At 66.6% G+C, this 14817-nt stretch carries 14 protein-coding genes and 1 pseudogene; 8 read left to right on the top strand and 7 right to left on the bottom strand.

Annotated elements, in window-relative coordinates:
* Positions 1-570: 570 nt before the first annotated feature.
* Entirely contained in the window at positions 571-1293 is a 723-nt protein-coding gene (locus tag IMT31_RS14085) for a hypothetical protein (RefSeq protein WP_413543169.1), read from the top strand.
* A 133-nt stretch (positions 1294-1426) separates the two neighbouring features.
* On the opposite strand, the gene IMT31_RS14080 is transcribed toward IMT31_RS14085, so the two are convergent.
* The gene (locus IMT31_RS14080) at positions 1427-2905 is read right to left on the bottom strand and encodes a serine/threonine-protein kinase (protein WP_413543168.1); all 1479 of its coding nucleotides are present in this window, start codon (positions 2903-2905) and stop codon (positions 1427-1429) included.
* A gap of 224 nt (positions 2906-3129) precedes the next feature.
* Between IMT31_RS14080 and IMT31_RS14075 the strand changes: the two genes are divergently transcribed.
* Positions 3130-3738, top strand: a complete 609-nt coding sequence (locus tag IMT31_RS14075; protein ID WP_413543167.1) for a recombinase family protein — start codon at positions 3130-3132, stop codon at positions 3736-3738.
* Positions 3739-3904: 166 nt separating this feature from the next.
* Here IMT31_RS14075 and IMT31_RS14070 read toward each other — a convergent pair whose 3' ends face one another.
* Both IMT31_RS14070 and IMT31_RS14065 read right to left on the bottom strand, forming a co-directional pair.
* Positions 3905-5629 carry a recombinase family protein gene (locus IMT31_RS14070; protein ID WP_413543166.1) on the bottom strand — a complete coding sequence of 575 codons (1725 nt, stop codon included), beginning with the start codon at positions 5627-5629 and terminating at the stop codon, positions 3905-3907.
* A gap of 35 nt (positions 5630-5664) precedes the next feature.
* A pseudogene (locus IMT31_RS14065) lies at positions 5665-6087 on the bottom strand (ATPase, T2SS/T4P/T4SS family); the annotation flags it as partial.
* Between the two features lie 124 nt (positions 6088-6211).
* On the opposite strand from IMT31_RS14065, the gene IMT31_RS14060 reads away from it, so the two are divergent.
* The 3 genes from IMT31_RS14060 to IMT31_RS14050 all read left to right on the top strand — a co-directional run bounded on the left by IMT31_RS14060 (position 6212) and on the right by IMT31_RS14050 (position 7840).
* Complete coding sequence (locus tag IMT31_RS14060) at positions 6212-6592, top strand: hypothetical protein (protein ID WP_413543165.1); 381 nt, start codon at positions 6212-6214, stop codon at positions 6590-6592.
* Positions 6593-6677: 85 nt separating this feature from the next.
* Entirely contained in the window at positions 6678-7265 is a 588-nt protein-coding gene (locus IMT31_RS14055; protein WP_413543164.1) for a hypothetical protein, read from the top strand.
* Positions 7266-7312: 47 nt separating this feature from the next.
* Positions 7313-7840 carry a hypothetical protein gene (locus IMT31_RS14050; RefSeq protein ID WP_413543163.1) on the top strand — a complete coding sequence of 176 codons (528 nt, stop codon included), beginning with the start codon at positions 7313-7315 and terminating at the stop codon, positions 7838-7840.
* 242 nt (positions 7841-8082) lie between these two features.
* Here the strand turns inward: IMT31_RS14050 and IMT31_RS14045 are convergent, their stop codons facing one another.
* On the bottom strand, positions 8083-8352 hold the full coding sequence (locus IMT31_RS14045) for a hypothetical protein (RefSeq protein ID WP_413543162.1): 270 nt from the start codon (positions 8350-8352) through the stop codon (positions 8083-8085).
* A gap of 3 nt (positions 8353-8355) precedes the next feature.
* On the opposite strand from IMT31_RS14045, the gene IMT31_RS14040 reads away from it, so the two are divergent.
* Positions 8356-10092, top strand: coding sequence for an FtsK/SpoIIIE domain-containing protein (locus IMT31_RS14040; RefSeq protein ID WP_413543161.1), 1737 nt, complete (start codon positions 8356-8358; stop codon positions 10090-10092).
* On the opposite strand, the gene IMT31_RS14035 is transcribed toward IMT31_RS14040, so the two are convergent.
* Both IMT31_RS14035 and IMT31_RS14030 read right to left on the bottom strand, forming a co-directional pair.
* Positions 10055-10891 (bottom strand): ABC transporter permease, encoded by an 837-nt coding sequence (locus IMT31_RS14035; RefSeq protein WP_413543160.1) that lies wholly within the window; start codon positions 10889-10891, stop codon positions 10055-10057. The two genes, IMT31_RS14040 and IMT31_RS14035, sit on opposite strands and share 38 nt — an antisense overlap.
* Positions 10888-11835: an ATP-binding cassette domain-containing protein gene (locus tag IMT31_RS14030; protein WP_413543159.1), complete on the bottom strand. Its 948-nt coding sequence runs from the start codon at positions 11833-11835 to the stop codon at positions 10888-10890. Before IMT31_RS14030 ends, IMT31_RS14035 begins: the two co-directional genes overlap by 4 nt.
* Before the next feature lie 89 nt (positions 11836-11924).
* On the opposite strand from IMT31_RS14030, the gene IMT31_RS14025 reads away from it, so the two are divergent.
* Both IMT31_RS14025 and IMT31_RS14020 read left to right on the top strand, forming a co-directional pair.
* Positions 11925-12716, top strand: coding sequence for a TetR/AcrR family transcriptional regulator (locus IMT31_RS14025; protein ID WP_413543158.1), 792 nt, complete (start codon positions 11925-11927; stop codon positions 12714-12716).
* 74 nt (positions 12717-12790) lie between these two features.
* Positions 12791-13363 (top strand): dienelactone hydrolase family protein, encoded by a 573-nt coding sequence (locus IMT31_RS14020; RefSeq protein WP_413543157.1) that lies wholly within the window; start codon positions 12791-12793, stop codon positions 13361-13363.
* A 37-nt stretch (positions 13364-13400) separates the two neighbouring features.
* Here IMT31_RS14020 and IMT31_RS14015 read toward each other — a convergent pair whose 3' ends face one another.
* On the bottom strand, positions 13401-14792 hold the full coding sequence (locus tag IMT31_RS14015; protein WP_413543156.1) for an MFS transporter: 1392 nt from the start codon (positions 14790-14792) through the stop codon (positions 13401-13403).
* Positions 14793-14817 lie beyond the last annotated feature (25 nt).

Genomic DNA, 14817 nt, shown 5'->3' with positions numbered 1-14817 from the left:
TGTATGGGCACTGAGCCATCCGGCAGGACATGCCGCAGTCAGGAGCACCACTGGTCAAATCGGTGGAGTGAGTGGTCTAGGCGGCTCCGCTAAGGCTCCGCCGTTGGCACGCGCCCCCTCATCCTTCGGGGAAAGTACGGCGCAGACCTCAGCCAGGCGTGTTGCCCCTTCGCCCAACGCTGGTGCGGGGCGTGGGCATGGGGCCCGGCATCGGGGCGAAGGAGTTTGGTACATTTGCCCCATGCCCAGGATATGAACACTTCAAGCTATGACAACGTTCCTGGCCATCCCTATGCCTGCACGGCCCTGAAGAAGGGAAAGCCCTGCGCACGCCCGGCCACTCGCTGCCAGGCCCTCAATCACCCCGCCCCGGTCTGCGCCACCTGCTACAAGCGGCTCTACCGACAGGGCACCGTGGAGTGCTCCGCCGCCGGTTGCACCGTTCGCCTCGTGCCACGGGGTCGGAAGGGCAGGACGGTGCCCGCCCCGTGGTGCCGTCGGCACGAACACCTCGCCCTCTCTTTGGAATTGCTTGGGCGGGACGGGCGTGACGCCGTCAAGACTGCAGTCGTGCAGAACGTCGAGGCGGACTGGGAGACGGGTTGCTGGGTGTGGACCGGCAAGAAAGTCAACGGGTACAGCCGCAGGAAGTCCAAGGCCACGGGTGAGTGGGTTGGGCACCGCTTGACCTGGCATCTGTTCTACGAGGGGCACGGGTGGGCCGAGGAGTTGGACCACCGGCACGGAGGCCGTTACGGAGGTGGGGCACTGTGCGTCTCCCCCCTGCACCTTCAGCCTGTCACTCAGGCCAGGAACCTCGAACTGCGGGACCTCCGCCGCACCGACCCCCTGGGGTACTGGTACCGGGAGGGGGAGGCAGGGTCGATCCCCCTCCCCCTGATGGTCTTTGCCATGCTGAACGCCCTCCCATTGAAGACCCCCGAGCTGGACTACTCCGCCCAGTGGGCCCCCGCTGCTTTGGACGGAGTTCTCCCTGCCCCTGCCGTGCCTGAGCCTACGCTGGAGGAGGCTACGGAGTCGGACGAAGCCATTCCCTTCGAGTGGTCCTCGATCGACACGAGCGGCTTGCCGATTTCCGCACGCATCATCCGGGAACTGAAACTCTGCCCTCTTGAAGTGGCATACCTGCGAGCATGGTTCCACAAGCCCGCCTTCGTGCAGCAGGAAGTCACCCGGGTCTTCAAAGCGAACCCGGTCATTGTGACGGCCCTGTTCGGATCAGGGCCCCGCCGGAACCGCCGCATGAGGGGTGCTTCGAGGAAACGCCCTTAAGGTTCCTTGCGAATGATTCTCATTTAGTCGACTCTGAAATCCGTACCCCACTCTGGTAGCTTCCACCTGCGGTAGATGATTGCACCTCAGAGGGGTGCCCCCCCTCCCGTTAGGCGGTGGGGACACGCGCGCTTCAACTTCTACGCCACGTTCCGGTGCACGGCTTCTCCGGCATCTGCCCAGGTCTCCGCAGCCTCAATTCTGCGGCTTCAGCGAACCATTTAAGCCAGCGATCGATGAACTCGCTTGGATCTGCGCGATCAATTTCTGTTACTGGCCAAGCAACCTGCTTGCTGGAAATGACATTCGACAGGGCTACCTCAGCTTCGCGGGGCGAGCAATGGTAAGGCTCAGCCCTCGAGTTCCCACGTGCAGAAAGCACGTCCATGAAGGCAAGCTCATACCACGCATAAGTGCCTTCCTCATGGGCATCGCAGAACCACAGAGAGTGACTGCGTCCGTTCCAATCGTGGTGGCCAGGGCGTCCGAAGTCGACAGAGATCGCGGAGTATGCGATCACTGTGAAGGGCCCGTTCCAACCGTCACTGTCGAATGGCCGGACGCAATTCAAAGTGAGAGTCGCTTGTCCGAAATCGACGCGGAGCTTCGGTGCGTCGCTCCCTACGATGTTCTGGAACTCGGCCCGTTGGGCAAAACCTTCGATTTCCTCTCGCAAGGGAGTTGCAATCGAGTCAAATGCTTGGGCAGCCGCCTCGAATTTACGCGCTTGCTTCTTAAGGCGATCGCGTTCGGCGGACACCTGCGCTTGCTGCCTCGCCTGTTCTTGAGTTAGACGGTGGTCAACTGCTGCCAGCGCTGAGGGGCCTGGGCGAGCCTGCTCATTCTCCACATCTGCGAGCCGCTTGAGGATCGCCTTCGGCTTGGGTCTCACATCCGCGTCCTTGTAGAGGCACTCATCGATGAGGACACTCAGTCTCTTAGGCCCACCGGCGGATGGAGGCGGGGGGGAACCCAAATGCTGCTCCCGGAAGTTTGGCCCGGGGAATGGCAACTGGCCCGTCAATAGTTCATACGCGAGGACACCAAACGCGTACACATCAGTAGCCCCGGTGGCCGTCCCGTACTCCCATTGTTCGGGCGCCGCGTATTGGTACGTGAAGCTACGCTTGCGAGTCGCGCCGCTGGTCGAGGCTTGGGCATACCTGGCAATGCCGAAGTCGGCGAGCTTCCACTTGCCTTCGTGGAACAGGATATTTGCGGGTTTGATGTCGCGATGCACAACCTGACCGTCGATCTCGGCGAGAGCTTTAGCGATATCTCTAAGAATGCTCACGACCTCGGGTGGAGTTAGAGGAAGCTCGTTGGCCGCAAGGAACTGCGCCAGCGAATGATCGGCACGTGGCATCACTAGAATCCAGGAGTCCTCATGCTCCCCGGAATCCAGGATGGGAATCACATTGTGATGACCGGCGGCGCTAAGTGAGTCAGCCATCAAGAATTCGCGCTGAGCGCCAGGCTCCTTCGGAACCGCCTTGGCTACGGCCGTCTCACCCGTTTCAGACTTAACTAAGTAGACGCTCCCGAATCCCGAGGGGTCGGCATTCAACGGCGCGTCATAGGTCCACGTCTGACGATCAAGGCGAAGCTGCATGCTGTCAAAGGTAGCGACTGGTTGGAGCTGCTTCCCCTGTCATACCCCAGATTACTTACCGGTCCTGAGCCCGCTGTGTTGCAACAGATCGGTAGTGAGACACATCGGTGAGACACTACACCGCACTGCGCAACCCTCCCGAATGTGTAGCTCTACCTTGTCTTGCAAGTCTTCTGCTACCGTCGCCCATATCAAGGTGCGTTGCAAGACACTAGGGAGAGATCATGAAAGACACTGTTACTGCCACAGGAAAGCGGATCGGGTACGCCCGGGTGTCCACGAGGGGGCAGGAAACGGACCGGCAGGAGGCAGACCTACTCGGGGCCGGGGTCCGCAAGGACGACCTATATGTGGACCATGGAGTGAGTGGGGCACGGGACAAGCGGCCGGCACTGGACCGGTGCCTGTCGGCCCTGCATGAGAGAGACACCCTGGTGATCACCACGTTGGATCGGCTGGGTCGGTCGACGGAGCACATGCTAAAGCTGACACGGGAGCTGAGGGAGCGGGGCGTGAACCTTCGGGTGCTCAACCTCGGCGGGGACTCTGTGGACACCAGCACGGCCATGGGGAAGATGATGCTCACTGTCATGGCCGGTCTGGCCGAGATGGAGCTGGAGATCAAGCGTGAGCGGATCAACGACTCCGTGGAGAAGCGACGAGCCAAAGGCGGGGACCTCGGCGGTCGCCGTCAGACCGTCTCCGATGATGTGATCCACGGTGCCGCCGCCGCGATCGCCTCGGGCACCCCTGCAGCACAGGCGGCACGCGAGCGTGGCATCTCCCGAGCCACGCTCTACCGGCGCGCTAAAGAACTGGGAATCACGCTCTGAGGAAACAACCCGGTCTGCCTGACTCAGGAGGGCCCGGCCGAGGCGAGGAGCAGGACATGCTCCGTAAGGCCGTGTACGTCGATCTGAGAGCCTGGGTTTCGCTCCAACCTCCGCCTTCCTCCGCAGGATGAAAGCACCCTTAGAGCGGCTCCCGTGGGGCGAGACCTCAGGCGCTGTCCAGGCCTCTCCATCGGGGTTTGAAGTCGGCTCGTCCGTCCATGTGGTCAAGCTCGATCCTCAAGCCGGACGGCCAGCCGAAGCCGGACCGCCACATGAAATTGTTCAGGTAGTCCACCCACCTGCTTTCGTCATGAGCGTTGCCGGAGTCGGGACCGGACACGAGGGGTGTCAACGGCCTCGCCTCTACCTCCTCGGCAGACAGAGGCCCATGTTCGTTCCGCCGCCGGGGGTACACACTCACGGTGTCGGGGTCGAAGTCCCGGGGACTGCCGACACGATGCGGCCTCAGCACGACATGCAAGCGGGACCGGACGAAGTCCCTGCGCTCATCAATCGGTGACTGCCGCCACTGCCGAAAGGCTTCGTCGTTCAGAGCGTGAGTCCGCAGAACGTCAGTGGCATCCCCCAAGTCCTCCACAGGAGCGGCCCCAAGCTCGTCCAGCTCTGCCAACAGCGGAGACATCTGCTCGTTCATCGAACGGTTGAACGCCGCCAACTGGCTAGGCTCCATCTCTCCTTCAGCCACGAGAGTTCCGGCCTCAGTCTTACGGCGCTCCAGGTCCGCCAACTGGACTTCCAGCTCCTGCCGTCGTGCCACCCGCACAGGATCACTCGCCTGGGCCTGCACATCCTGCTTCAGGAGCTGAAACACGAACAGCTCAGCGATGGTGTCCACGTACTCAATCCCTTTGCCGACGTGCCCCGGACCTTTCGCCGGACACCGGTACACCATGCGCTTGGCGCGCTCGCCGGTCACCTTGTTGGGTCGCCCCATGGTGGTGGCGCTCTTGACCAACTGCCCGCAGTGGCATTGCGCGATACCGGCGAGGAGGTGACGGGCCTTGTTGGACTGCGAGCGCCGCCGGGCCGGGTCTTTCAGGAGCCCCACCACGGACTTCCATTCTGATTCAGTGAGGATCGGGGGGCACTCCATCACGATGGGAGGCTCACCGTTGCGAGGGTCCACCGTAACGCGCCCTGTGTTGCGCTCTCGCAGGAGAACCTGCCGGAGTTGCGCATATCCCCACGGCTTGCCTAGAGAGGTCCGTAGAGGCCCACCTGGGCGGTTCTCGTCGTTCCACTGCCTGATGATGGAACCAAGGGAGCGCCCTGCCAACAGGTCACGGCAGGCCGCTTGCACTGCCGTTGCTTCCTCGTCGTTCAGTTCCAGGCGACGTCCGGCGATATTCCAGCCGAAGGGACGAGTGCCGCCTAGCCACTCCCCCGCTGCGGCCTTCTGGCGGAACTTGGATAGAGCTCGGTCACGCATCAGTGCCCCCGTGTGCTGCGACAGCAGGGCGCCCATTCCGGCGTTCAGCAACCCGCCCGAAGTCGTGAGGTCCACATACCCCGCCGCAGTGTCCCCCGGCGCGTGAAGGGTCACTCCGACATCCCCCTTCTTGCCGGAGGGCTTGCACAACTCGACAAGGTGCCAAAACTCATGCTGCTGGCGGGTGATGCGGTCCTGCTTCCAGTAGATCACCGCGTCAACATCGCGCGCTTCAACGCTCCGCTTGAGCTGTTCGAACGCCGGGCGGAGCTTGCCCTTGTACCCCGAGATGTCGTTGTCGGTCAGAATCTCTACAACCTGCATCCCCTCACGGTCGGCGTACCGACGGCACTCCTCCTCCTGGCGCTGAACGCCCAGCCCCTCCCCGGAGCGATCCTGCGAGATGCGGGTGTAGATGATGGCCTTCTTGCCGTTGTGCATACCCTCATCATATGCATTGTGTCTGAGTGACATTCGGGAAGTCCGCTGTTCAGTGCAATGAGCATGTCCAATGCCTCCGCCTCGCGGACCTCCCCGACGATCAGCCGGTCCGGGCGCATGCGTAGGGCCTCCTTGACCAGCCGGCGCAGGGGGATCTCCCCGTGGCTTTCCAGGTTCGGTTGCCGGCACTGCATCTGCACCACGTCTCGCAGCGGCATCTTGAGCTCGAAGATCTCCTCGACGGTCACGACCCGCTCGCGGCTGCCGATCGAGGCGGCCAGGCAGTTCAGCAGGGTGGTCTTGCCGGCCTGCGTGGCCCCGGAGACCAGGATGTTCAGTCCGGCGTCAACACTCGCATCCAGGAACCGGGATGCCTCGGGACTCTGTGAGCCGGACCGCACGAGGTCCTCGAGACGGTGGGCCCGCACCACGAACTTGCGGATGTTGACCGACCAGTGGTGGCCAGAGTCCCAGGTGCCAGGCCGAACGGGTGCCGTTCGTGGTGGACCTCCAGGTGGCCGCATGACCGGTATCGAGTCCCACCCCGCAGACAGAATGGGCACACCAACCCAGGAGCACACCATGAGCGGACACTACGCCGACCACTACCCGAAGCCCACAGGTTCCCGCCGGTCCTGGAGGTATACCGCCCAGGGCCCCGGCCGGTGGTGCATCATGGAGCACCCGCTAGGCCAGCCCGCGGGCATGCTGTTCGTGACCGACGCGGAGGACGCCGTGGGGTTCCTGCCGAACGGGCACGCCCTGAATACGTCAATAGCCCTGGAGATTCAGGAGGCCGTGAAGTCCGGCATGTCCAGCCCATCCATCGTGTTCGACACCTTGGCTGACCGGGCCACCATTTCCATAGCCGCCGAACAGTTCCAGCACTCCGAGGACCTTGGCACCGTGGCCAACCAGTACAGCGCCACCGGGCAAGCGCCCAAGACTACCCTGGAGACGTAGCCTGTCCAAGGCCTCAGGTATACGCCGAACGCCCCGCACCAGTTCATCCCGGTGCGGGGCGTTACTGCGTCCATAGACTGTGCAAGTGATTGAACTCCTGGCCATCGTCCTTCCGCTCCTGCTTGCGGGCGTCGTGGGTTACGTATTCGGGTTCCTCCGTGACGCCAACAAGGCCAATGTCGAGCGACGGGCCAAGCACCATGACCAGGTGCTTGAAGCCAGTGCCCGGGTTCTAGACGCCTCTGCTGACCTAGGCGACGCCCATCAAGACCTGCGCTTCGCACTCTGGCGTTTGAAGGTGCCCGCCGGGCTGGACAGCCCGGCGAGGCGGGAAGAACTGGAACAGGAAAAGCAGGACGCTTACAAGGCCGTCCACGACGCTAGGACGGCCGCACAACCCCAGCTGATGACATTGACAATCTTGGCACCCGAACTAGATGAAAAAGCCAACGAAATGATCTACGCCGCCCGAATCCAGGGTGACAGTGCGAATGACGCGAGCCGAGCCGCCGCGGCCCACATGGCGGCCACTGACGCGTTTAGGGCCACCGTTCGAGAGCACCTGAAGATCACCAAGGGCAAGCCACCCCGGCAGTGGCGCCCGTGGATTGGGGCACCGCTCCAGTGGGCACGGACAACGCTCCAATGGGTCCGCCGCCTGTTCTTGGAGTAACGGCCTTTCGCCGGTCATAGGACCCTCCACGTCCATAGACTGTTCAGGTGATTGAAGCACTGAGCGCACTGGGCGACGTCCTCCCGGCCTTGGCAGGCGCCGCCATTGGTTACCTATTCGGCACCATGCGCGACTGGTCCAAGACCAAGGCCGAACGCCGCGCCAGGCACCAGGACCAAATCCTTGAGGCGGCTACCGGGGTCCTGACCAGCGTTTCAAAATTGCAGCAGTCGGCACTCAGCTTCGCCAAATCGAGGTCCAGGGCCACCCTTGAGAAGTATCCGCCTGGCGCGTCCTTGCCTGACATGGCCACTGACGAGTTGTTCACGCGCTTCAACGGGCGCGACCAAATGCGAGCAGAAATCATGCCTCACCGGTTGCGCTTGAGAATACTTGCCCCCAACCTGGACGAACTCGCGCAGAACCTCATCGATTCGGCCCGCTTCCCCGTCCTAGTGCAGAGTGGTTTCATGGCGGATGTTGCGCGTAAAGAGTTCCACGCGGCAAACGACGCATTCGATGACGCGGTCCGGGCCTATCTGAAGGTCCCGAACGGCGGACGCCAGGGACGCTGACCCCCGGCCCAAGACCCGGCCCAACGCCTCCCCCAGGGACCCATGGGTCAAAACCCCGACCCACTGGACCGCCCACTGGGCCACCTGGGCCACACCCCAGACACGCACAGGCCGTGCCAGGCAGGAACAACCCGCCCAACACGGCCCACGGCCGCCGCGGTCACGCAACGGGAGCAATCTTCAACCCCCATTCCTTGGCCAGGTCGGCAAGCGGCGGCAGGTCCTGAAGCGCCGCGGGCACGTCACCGGCCAGGAGCGCCTGGGCCGCCTAGATGCGCTCCACGGTCGCCCCCGCCCCGGCCGCCACCCAACTGCGGGGATGACACCCAGGCGCCCACGATGCTGTCCCAGCCCTTCTGGAGGGCGTGCGCGGCGACACCACCGGCCAGCCCCAGGTTGTCCCCAATGTGGGCCTGGTTCAGGAACCGGTTCATGGCTGCCTGGCCGTCCTGCTCGGTGTCCACGGCCTCGCACGGTTCGGTGCCCTCGAGTTCAAGGGGTTCAGATATCACGGCATGAGCGGCTCGACCGCCGGCTGGCTGCTGGACGAATTGGGCGCCACGGACCGCCCACCGCAACCGTCAGGTGCGGCCGGGCTGACCTTGCCGGACTCCCTGATGACTCGCTCGGCCACAGGTGCCCTCACGGCCCAGTTGGCCTCCGGCGAGGACCCCGTCACCATCGACCTGGTGGCCCACGGACCACACCTGCTCGTGGCGGGCACCACGGGATCAGGCAAGTCGGAGCTGCTGTTGACCCTGCTCACGGGGATGGCCGCCTGCCACCCTGCCACCGAGGTGTCCTTCATCCTGATGGACTTCAAGGGTGGCTCCTCCTTCGCCGCACTCTCCGGGCTGCCCCACACCATGTCGATGGAGACCAACCTCGCGGAGGCCGAGTCGCTACGCACCTTCGATGCCTTGGGCGCGGAGCTGCGGCGCCGGGAGGAGCTGTTCCTGGCAGCAGGCGCCGCCGATTTCCGCTCCTACCGGAGCGCACACCCGGGAGCAGACCTGCCTCGGCTCGTGGTGGCCGTGGACGAGCTGCGGGTCCTCATGGACGATCATCCGCAGGCCGCCGCGCTACTGGCACGGCTCGCCGCCACCGGCCGTTCCCTGGGATTCCATCTGGTCCTGGCCACCCAGCGGGCACAGGGCGCCGTGGGCCCCGATGTCCGGTCCAACCTCGGCACCGTGATCTGCCTGCGAACCGCTACGGAACAGGAGTCATGGGACCTGCTGGGGACCGCCGAGGCGTTCACCATCCCCGCTGACGCCCCCGGCCGGGCCTATCTCAAGCACGGCGGTCAGCCGGCCCGGACATTCCGCGCCGGTCAATTCGCGGTGGCCGCCGGCCCTCCGACCCTGGCCCCCTGGACGGGTGCCCCCACGGATCCGGCCCCAGCACCCTGGCCGGAACTGGTGAACCTGATCAGGACTGAGGCCGAGACCCGAGGCCTCCTGGTCCCGAGGCAGGCGGTCACCCCCGCCCTGCCGGATTCCTGGAGTCCCGACCCGGCCGAACTGACCGCGGTACCGGGTTCCGTCGTCGCGGGCCTGGCCGACCTGCCTCGGCAGCGCGCCCAGATCCCCCTCCGCTGGCTGCCCGGACTGGAGGCCCCGGCCGCTTGGATCGGCACAGCGGCCGGAGGGGTGGACAAGGCAGCCCAATCCGTCCTCGCCCAACTGGCCGGTCATGACGCAGTCGGCACCCCTGCCGAGGCCACCGTGGTCCTGGACGGCGCCGGGGTGCTGTACCCCGCCGAGACCGCCGCCCGGATGACACCGCCGAAGCACTGGTCCGTCCTCACAGCCGAACAGTCCACCCCGGAGGCCCTGGCCACAGCCCTCGACCGGCTCCGGGACGAGTTGGCCCGGCCCTCCTCCGATCAGACTTTCACCGTCCGGCTCGCGGTGACGCAGTGGGGACGCTGGGCCACCCAACGGGTCGGGACAGGGTACGAGACCCTCGAGGAGCACGTGGTCCAGCTGCTGCGCGACCACGGGCCGGGGCGCCTGGCCGCCGCCTTCTTCGGTGGCCGGGAGCTGGCCGGCGGCCGCGTCCTCGGCCAGGTCCCCACCCGGTTCTACCTGCCGGCCGGGACCACTCCGGAGCACCGGATGGTCTGGCCCACCCTGCACCGCGTGAAGGAGGCCCCCGGCCGGGCCGTGCTGGTCAGCCCGGAACACCCCGCACCCGGGGTGGCGGTCCAACTCAGCGAGCCACCTTCCGGGGGAACACCACAGCCATGATCCACACGGCCACCGCCATGAAGCCCAGGCACCAGACCGCCGCGATGAAGGAATCCGTTCCAGCATCCTGGCCGTTCATCAGGGCTCGCGAGGCGTCGATCACCGGGGTCATCGGCTGGTAGTGGGCGAACCCCTGCAGCCAGCCGGGCATGGTCTCCACCGGTGCGAATCCACTGGAGACATAGGGCAGGAACAGCAGCACGAACCCGTAGCCGTTGGCGGACTCCGGCGAGCCGGCCACGAGGCCCAAGAGGGCGAAGATGACGGTGATGGCCAGGATCCAGAGCAGGATCAGTCCCACGGAAGCCAGCAACTGTCCCGCGCTGGCCTCCGTGCGGAAGCCCACCGCGAACCCCACGGCGAAGACCACGGCGGTGGCCATCAGGTTGCGCACCATCGAGGAGACGGTGTGCCCCAGCAGGACGGTCACGGCGGGGAAGGGCATGGTCCGCAGCCGGTTCATGAATCCCGTGGTGACGTCCTGACTGACCACCACCGCCGTGTAGGAGGCCCCGAATCCGGCCGCGGTCAGCACCACGGCCGGCATGACATAGGCCAGGTAGGCCTCCCGGCCTCCCCCGCCCACATCGATGGCCCCACCCATCACGAAGGTGAAGATCAGCATGAGGAACACCGGCAGCAGGATGGCCATCAGCATGGATTCCCCGTCCCGGAGGGACTTCTTGAGGGAGCGGGCTGAGAAGACCCGCAGGCCGGTCAGGAACCCGGCACCCGCGGACGGCACCGCCGGCCGAGACGGTGGGGCCGGCGCGGACGGAACAGCCCGTAGGGCGCTCATAGGGCGGTCTCCTTGGTCTTCTCGGTCTTCTCGGTCTCAGCTGTCGGGTCCACAGGGGCCCCGTGCCCGGCGGCACCGTGGCCGGTGAGCTGCAGGAACACCTCGTCCATGCTGGGCTTGCGGACCGTCACGGTGTGCGCGGGGTGCTGGCCGGCAAGTGCAGTGAGGGTGCGGGCCACGTCCGCCGTGGTCCCGTCCGTGGGGTGTTCGGAGACGAGCCGGCCGGAAGCGTCGTGGAGCTGGATGGTGGCACCGCCCACGTGGTCCTTGAGCTCGCCCGCGGTCCCCTCGGCCACGATCCGCCCGCCGTCCAGCACGAGGATCCGCTCGGCCAGGGCCTCGGCCTCGTCCAGGTACTGGGTGGTCAGGAACACCGAGGTCCCCTGCCCGGCAAGCCGATGGATCTCATCCCAGAGCGCCTGCCGGCTGCGGGTGTCCAGTCCCGTGGTCGGCTCGTCCAGGAAGATCAGCTCGGGCTCGGCAATGAGGCTGACGGCGATGTCCAGCTTGCGGCGCATGCCGCCGGAATAGGTGGAGACCCGGGCGGCGCGTGCCGGCATCAGGCCGAAGCGCTCCAGGAGCTCGTCCCCGCGCCGGCGTGACTCCCCGCGGGACAGACCGAAGAGCTGCCCCATCATGAGCAGGTTCTCCGCTCCGCTGAGTCCCTCGTCCACGGCGGCGTATTGGCCCGTCAGGGCGATCCGTCGTTGCACCTGCCGCCGGTCGGACTGGGTGTCCAGTCCGAGGACGCGTGCCCGGCCGGCCGTCGGCTTCAGCAGCGTGGAGAGGATGTTCACGAGCGTGGTCTTGCCGGCCCCGTTCGGGCCCAGCAGGGCGTGGATCCCGGGCGGCAACCGCAGGTCCAGGCCGTCGAGGACCCGCTGGCCGCCGAAGTCGATGGACAGTCCGGACACCTCGACCAGTGGTTTATCTGTGTATGCCATACACTGAGTATGTCATACACGGTTCTGGGCGTCCAGACTCCGGGAGGGGTCCTCCACGGTTCGCCAGCCCCGAGTGAGATGATGCAGACATGGGAGATGACATCACCGAGGGCGGACTGCCGCGTGCCGTGGCCGCGGCCTGGGGGCTGCTGGAGACGCCGCAGCGCGGCCCCGCCCGGGGACTGGACCATCAGCGCATCGCCGAGGCCGGCGTCGAGATCGCCGACCGGGATGGGCTGGCCGCCGTGACCATGGCCTCGGTGGCCCGGGAGCTGGGTTTCACCACCATGTCCCTGTACCGGTACGTCAGCAGCAAGGACGAACTGCTGCGCCTCATGCAGAACGAGGCCGTCCGATTTCCCGACCGGCCGGACCTGCCGGCCACCTGGCCGGAGGGGATCAAGGCCTGGGCGGAGGTGGTGCGCCGGGCCTACCAAGCCCGGCCGTGGCTCATGGACCTGCCCCGAGACCAGGCCGCGGTCCTGATGCCCAACACGATTCACGCCGCCGAGCTGGGGCTGGCCACCATGGCCGGCCTGGACCTGGAGGAGAACGAGAAGATCGGCATCATCCTGCTGATCTCGCAGCACGCGATGTCCCTGGTGGAACTGGAGCGGTCCCTCGCCGTGGAGGGCGGGCTGTCCATGACCCCGGAGGGCCTGGAACAGCTTCGGACCGTGATCACCGCCGAACGGTTCCCGCAGTTCTCGGCACTGATCTCCGCCAGTGGGTTCGCGGAGGACGCGGGAGGTTCGGCGGATCCGGCCGCCAAGGACGCCGTGGACTCGGCCGACGTGGAGATGGAGTACACCCTGGGCCTCGACCTCATCACCGCCGGGGTCGACGTCCTCGTGGCGCGCCGGGCCGCCGCGCGGGGCTAACCGGAGACAGCCGGGTCCCACAGGCCAGCCCGCCCACCGTTGACCCGGCGGCCCAGAGGCCAGATCATCACCCCATGACCGGAATCCTGTTGTTCCACCACGCCCTGGGCTTGACCGGCGGCGTCCACTGGCTTGCGGGCCAGCTCGCCGCAGCCGGCCACGAGGTCCACACCCCGGACCTGTTCGAGGGCCGTACCTTCGCCACGCTCCAGGACGGGGTGGCCCACGCCGAGCAGGACGTGGGCGTGGACGGCATCCTGCGCCGGGCGGAGGAGGCGGCGGATACCCACCCCGGGGCCACCGCATACCTCGGGATCTCCCTCGGGGCCATGCCAGCGTACCGGCTCGCCCAGACTCGTCCGACGGCGCAGGCGTGCATCGCCGTCTCGGCCGCTCTGCTGGTGGATCACTTCGCGCCGCGCTGGCCGGAGAACGTCGCGCTGGATCTGCACCTGAAGAGCGCGGATCCCTGGGGCGAGGAGGACCTCCCGGTGGCCTGGGCGCTGGCGGGCGAGGTCGCCGAGCTCTACGAGTACCCCGGAGACCAGCACCTGTTCACCGAACACGGCCACCCGGACTTCGACGCCGCGGCCACCGACCTCGTGCTGGCCCGCACGCTGCAGACCCTGGAGGGAGTCGCCGGTTGAGCCGAGCAGGCCTGCCGATCCGGCCGGGCCCGGTCGATCAACCGGCCCGCTCGCCCCGTGTCCGGCGCCGCCGCACGATGGTCCGGGCCAGCACGGCCAGACCCACCATGGCGAGGGCTACGAGGGCGGCGAAGACGTAGCCGGCCTCGGGCGAGATGCCGTCGATGAAGGCACCGGCCACGGGGGCGCCCATCGCCGCTCCGGCGGTCATGGCCGAGCCGTAGTAACCCATGGCCTCCCCGCGCCGATCCTCGGCGACCACGTGGGACATCATGGCGGAGGCGGCGGCAAGGGTGGGCGCGGTGAACAGACCCGAGATGATGGACACCACCGCGAGCGCCCACACCCCGTCCACCAGCGCCATCGGCAGGGTGCCGAGGGCGAACAAGGAGAGTAGCAGCAAGGGTGAGACGCGCCGCCCCAGGGCACCGTAGAGGATCCCGCCCACCGCGGAGGCGCCGCACCAGAAGGCAATCACGACGCCGGCCTGGGCGGCAGCGCCCGACTGCTCCAGTTCCGCGACGATCGCCACCTCGGTCCCGGACATCAGCATTCCCGAGCCCAGGGAGACGGCGAGCACGGCCAGCGCAGTGCCGGACAACCAGCCGAAGTTCGCCCGCACCCGGGCGAGGGGGCCCGGGGACTTGGCCGGGCCGGCGTCGCCGGTGGTGGTGGTGTTGTTGGCCTCCGGTTGCGCCACAGGCAGGGCACCGGTGTGCAATTCACTGGCCGTGAGGTCCAGGTGGGCCGGGGCCCCGTGCACGGCACCGTCCACTGCCCGGCGCAGATCCTCCTCCGCGGAGTACTCACGATCAGTGCCGGGACGGGCCAGGAAGTTGCCGATCTGGGACGTCCGCGTCGGCGGGTTGAACCACATCAGGTACAGTCCGGCAGCCACGGCCGACCATCCGACGATGGCCAGTCCCCACGCGCTGGACCAGCCGGTGGCCACCACAGCGCCGAGGGCCGGGCCCACCATGAAGATGGTCTCGGTGATGATGGAGTCCAGGGCGAAGGCGGTCTCCCGCCGGGCACCATGGGTGAGCACGCCGATGGACTGGCGTACCACGGAGAACACGGGCAGGGAGAACAGCCCGCCCAAGAAGGCGCCGATCAGCAGCCAGGGGAAGTCCAGGAACGGCACGGCGGTCCAGACGATCCCCAAGCTCACCACGGAGGGGATCAGCGCCCGGCGCAGACCGAGCCGGTCCACCAGCCGGCCGCGCCACGGGGAGCCCACGGCCATGCCCAGGGTCATGGCGGCCACGGCCAGTCCGGCCGCGCCGTAGCCCTGCCCCAGGGTCACGGCCACGTGCAGGGTCAGGATGATGCCGGTGGCGGCGTTGGGGAAGCGCGCGATGAAGCCGACGCCGAGGACACGGCGGATGCGCTGATCACGCAGCAGGTGCCCATAGGCGGCGAAGTCCACCACGCCATCGTAGTGGTGCCAGCCT

This window comes from Citricoccus nitrophenolicus (genome assembly GCF_047305825.1).
In the GTDB taxonomy this organism is placed as follows: domain Bacteria; phylum Actinomycetota; class Actinomycetes; order Actinomycetales; family Micrococcaceae; genus Citricoccus; species Citricoccus nitrophenolicus.
This window is presented reverse-complemented; position numbering and strand designations above follow the sequence as displayed.

Bases quoted from the DNA above. Each gene is read 5' to 3' on its own strand.
- IMT31_RS14080 (WP_413543168.1), bottom strand. From the start codon at position 2,905: ATGCAGCTTCGCCTTGATCGTCAGACGTGGACCTATGACGCGCCGTTG.
- IMT31_RS14075 (WP_413543167.1), top strand. From the start codon at position 3,130: ATGAAAGACACTGTTACTGCCACAGGAAAGCGGATCGGGTACGCCCGG.
- IMT31_RS14070 (WP_413543166.1), bottom strand. From the start codon at position 5,629: ATGCACAACGGCAAGAAGGCCATCATCTACACCCGCATCTCGCAGGAT.
- IMT31_RS14060 (WP_413543165.1), top strand. From the start codon at position 6,212: ATGAGCGGACACTACGCCGACCACTACCCGAAGCCCACAGGTTCCCGC.
- IMT31_RS14040 (WP_413543161.1), top strand. From the start codon at position 8,356: ATGAGCGGCTCGACCGCCGGCTGGCTGCTGGACGAATTGGGCGCCACG.
- IMT31_RS14035 (WP_413543160.1), bottom strand. From the start codon at position 10,891: ATGAGCGCCCTACGGGCTGTTCCGTCCGCGCCGGCCCCACCGTCTCGG.
- IMT31_RS14030 (WP_413543159.1), bottom strand. From the start codon at position 11,835: ATGGCATACACAGATAAACCACTGGTCGAGGTGTCCGGACTGTCCATC.
- IMT31_RS14025 (WP_413543158.1), top strand. From the start codon at position 11,925: ATGGGAGATGACATCACCGAGGGCGGACTGCCGCGTGCCGTGGCCGCG.
- IMT31_RS14020 (WP_413543157.1), top strand. From the start codon at position 12,791: ATGACCGGAATCCTGTTGTTCCACCACGCCCTGGGCTTGACCGGCGGC.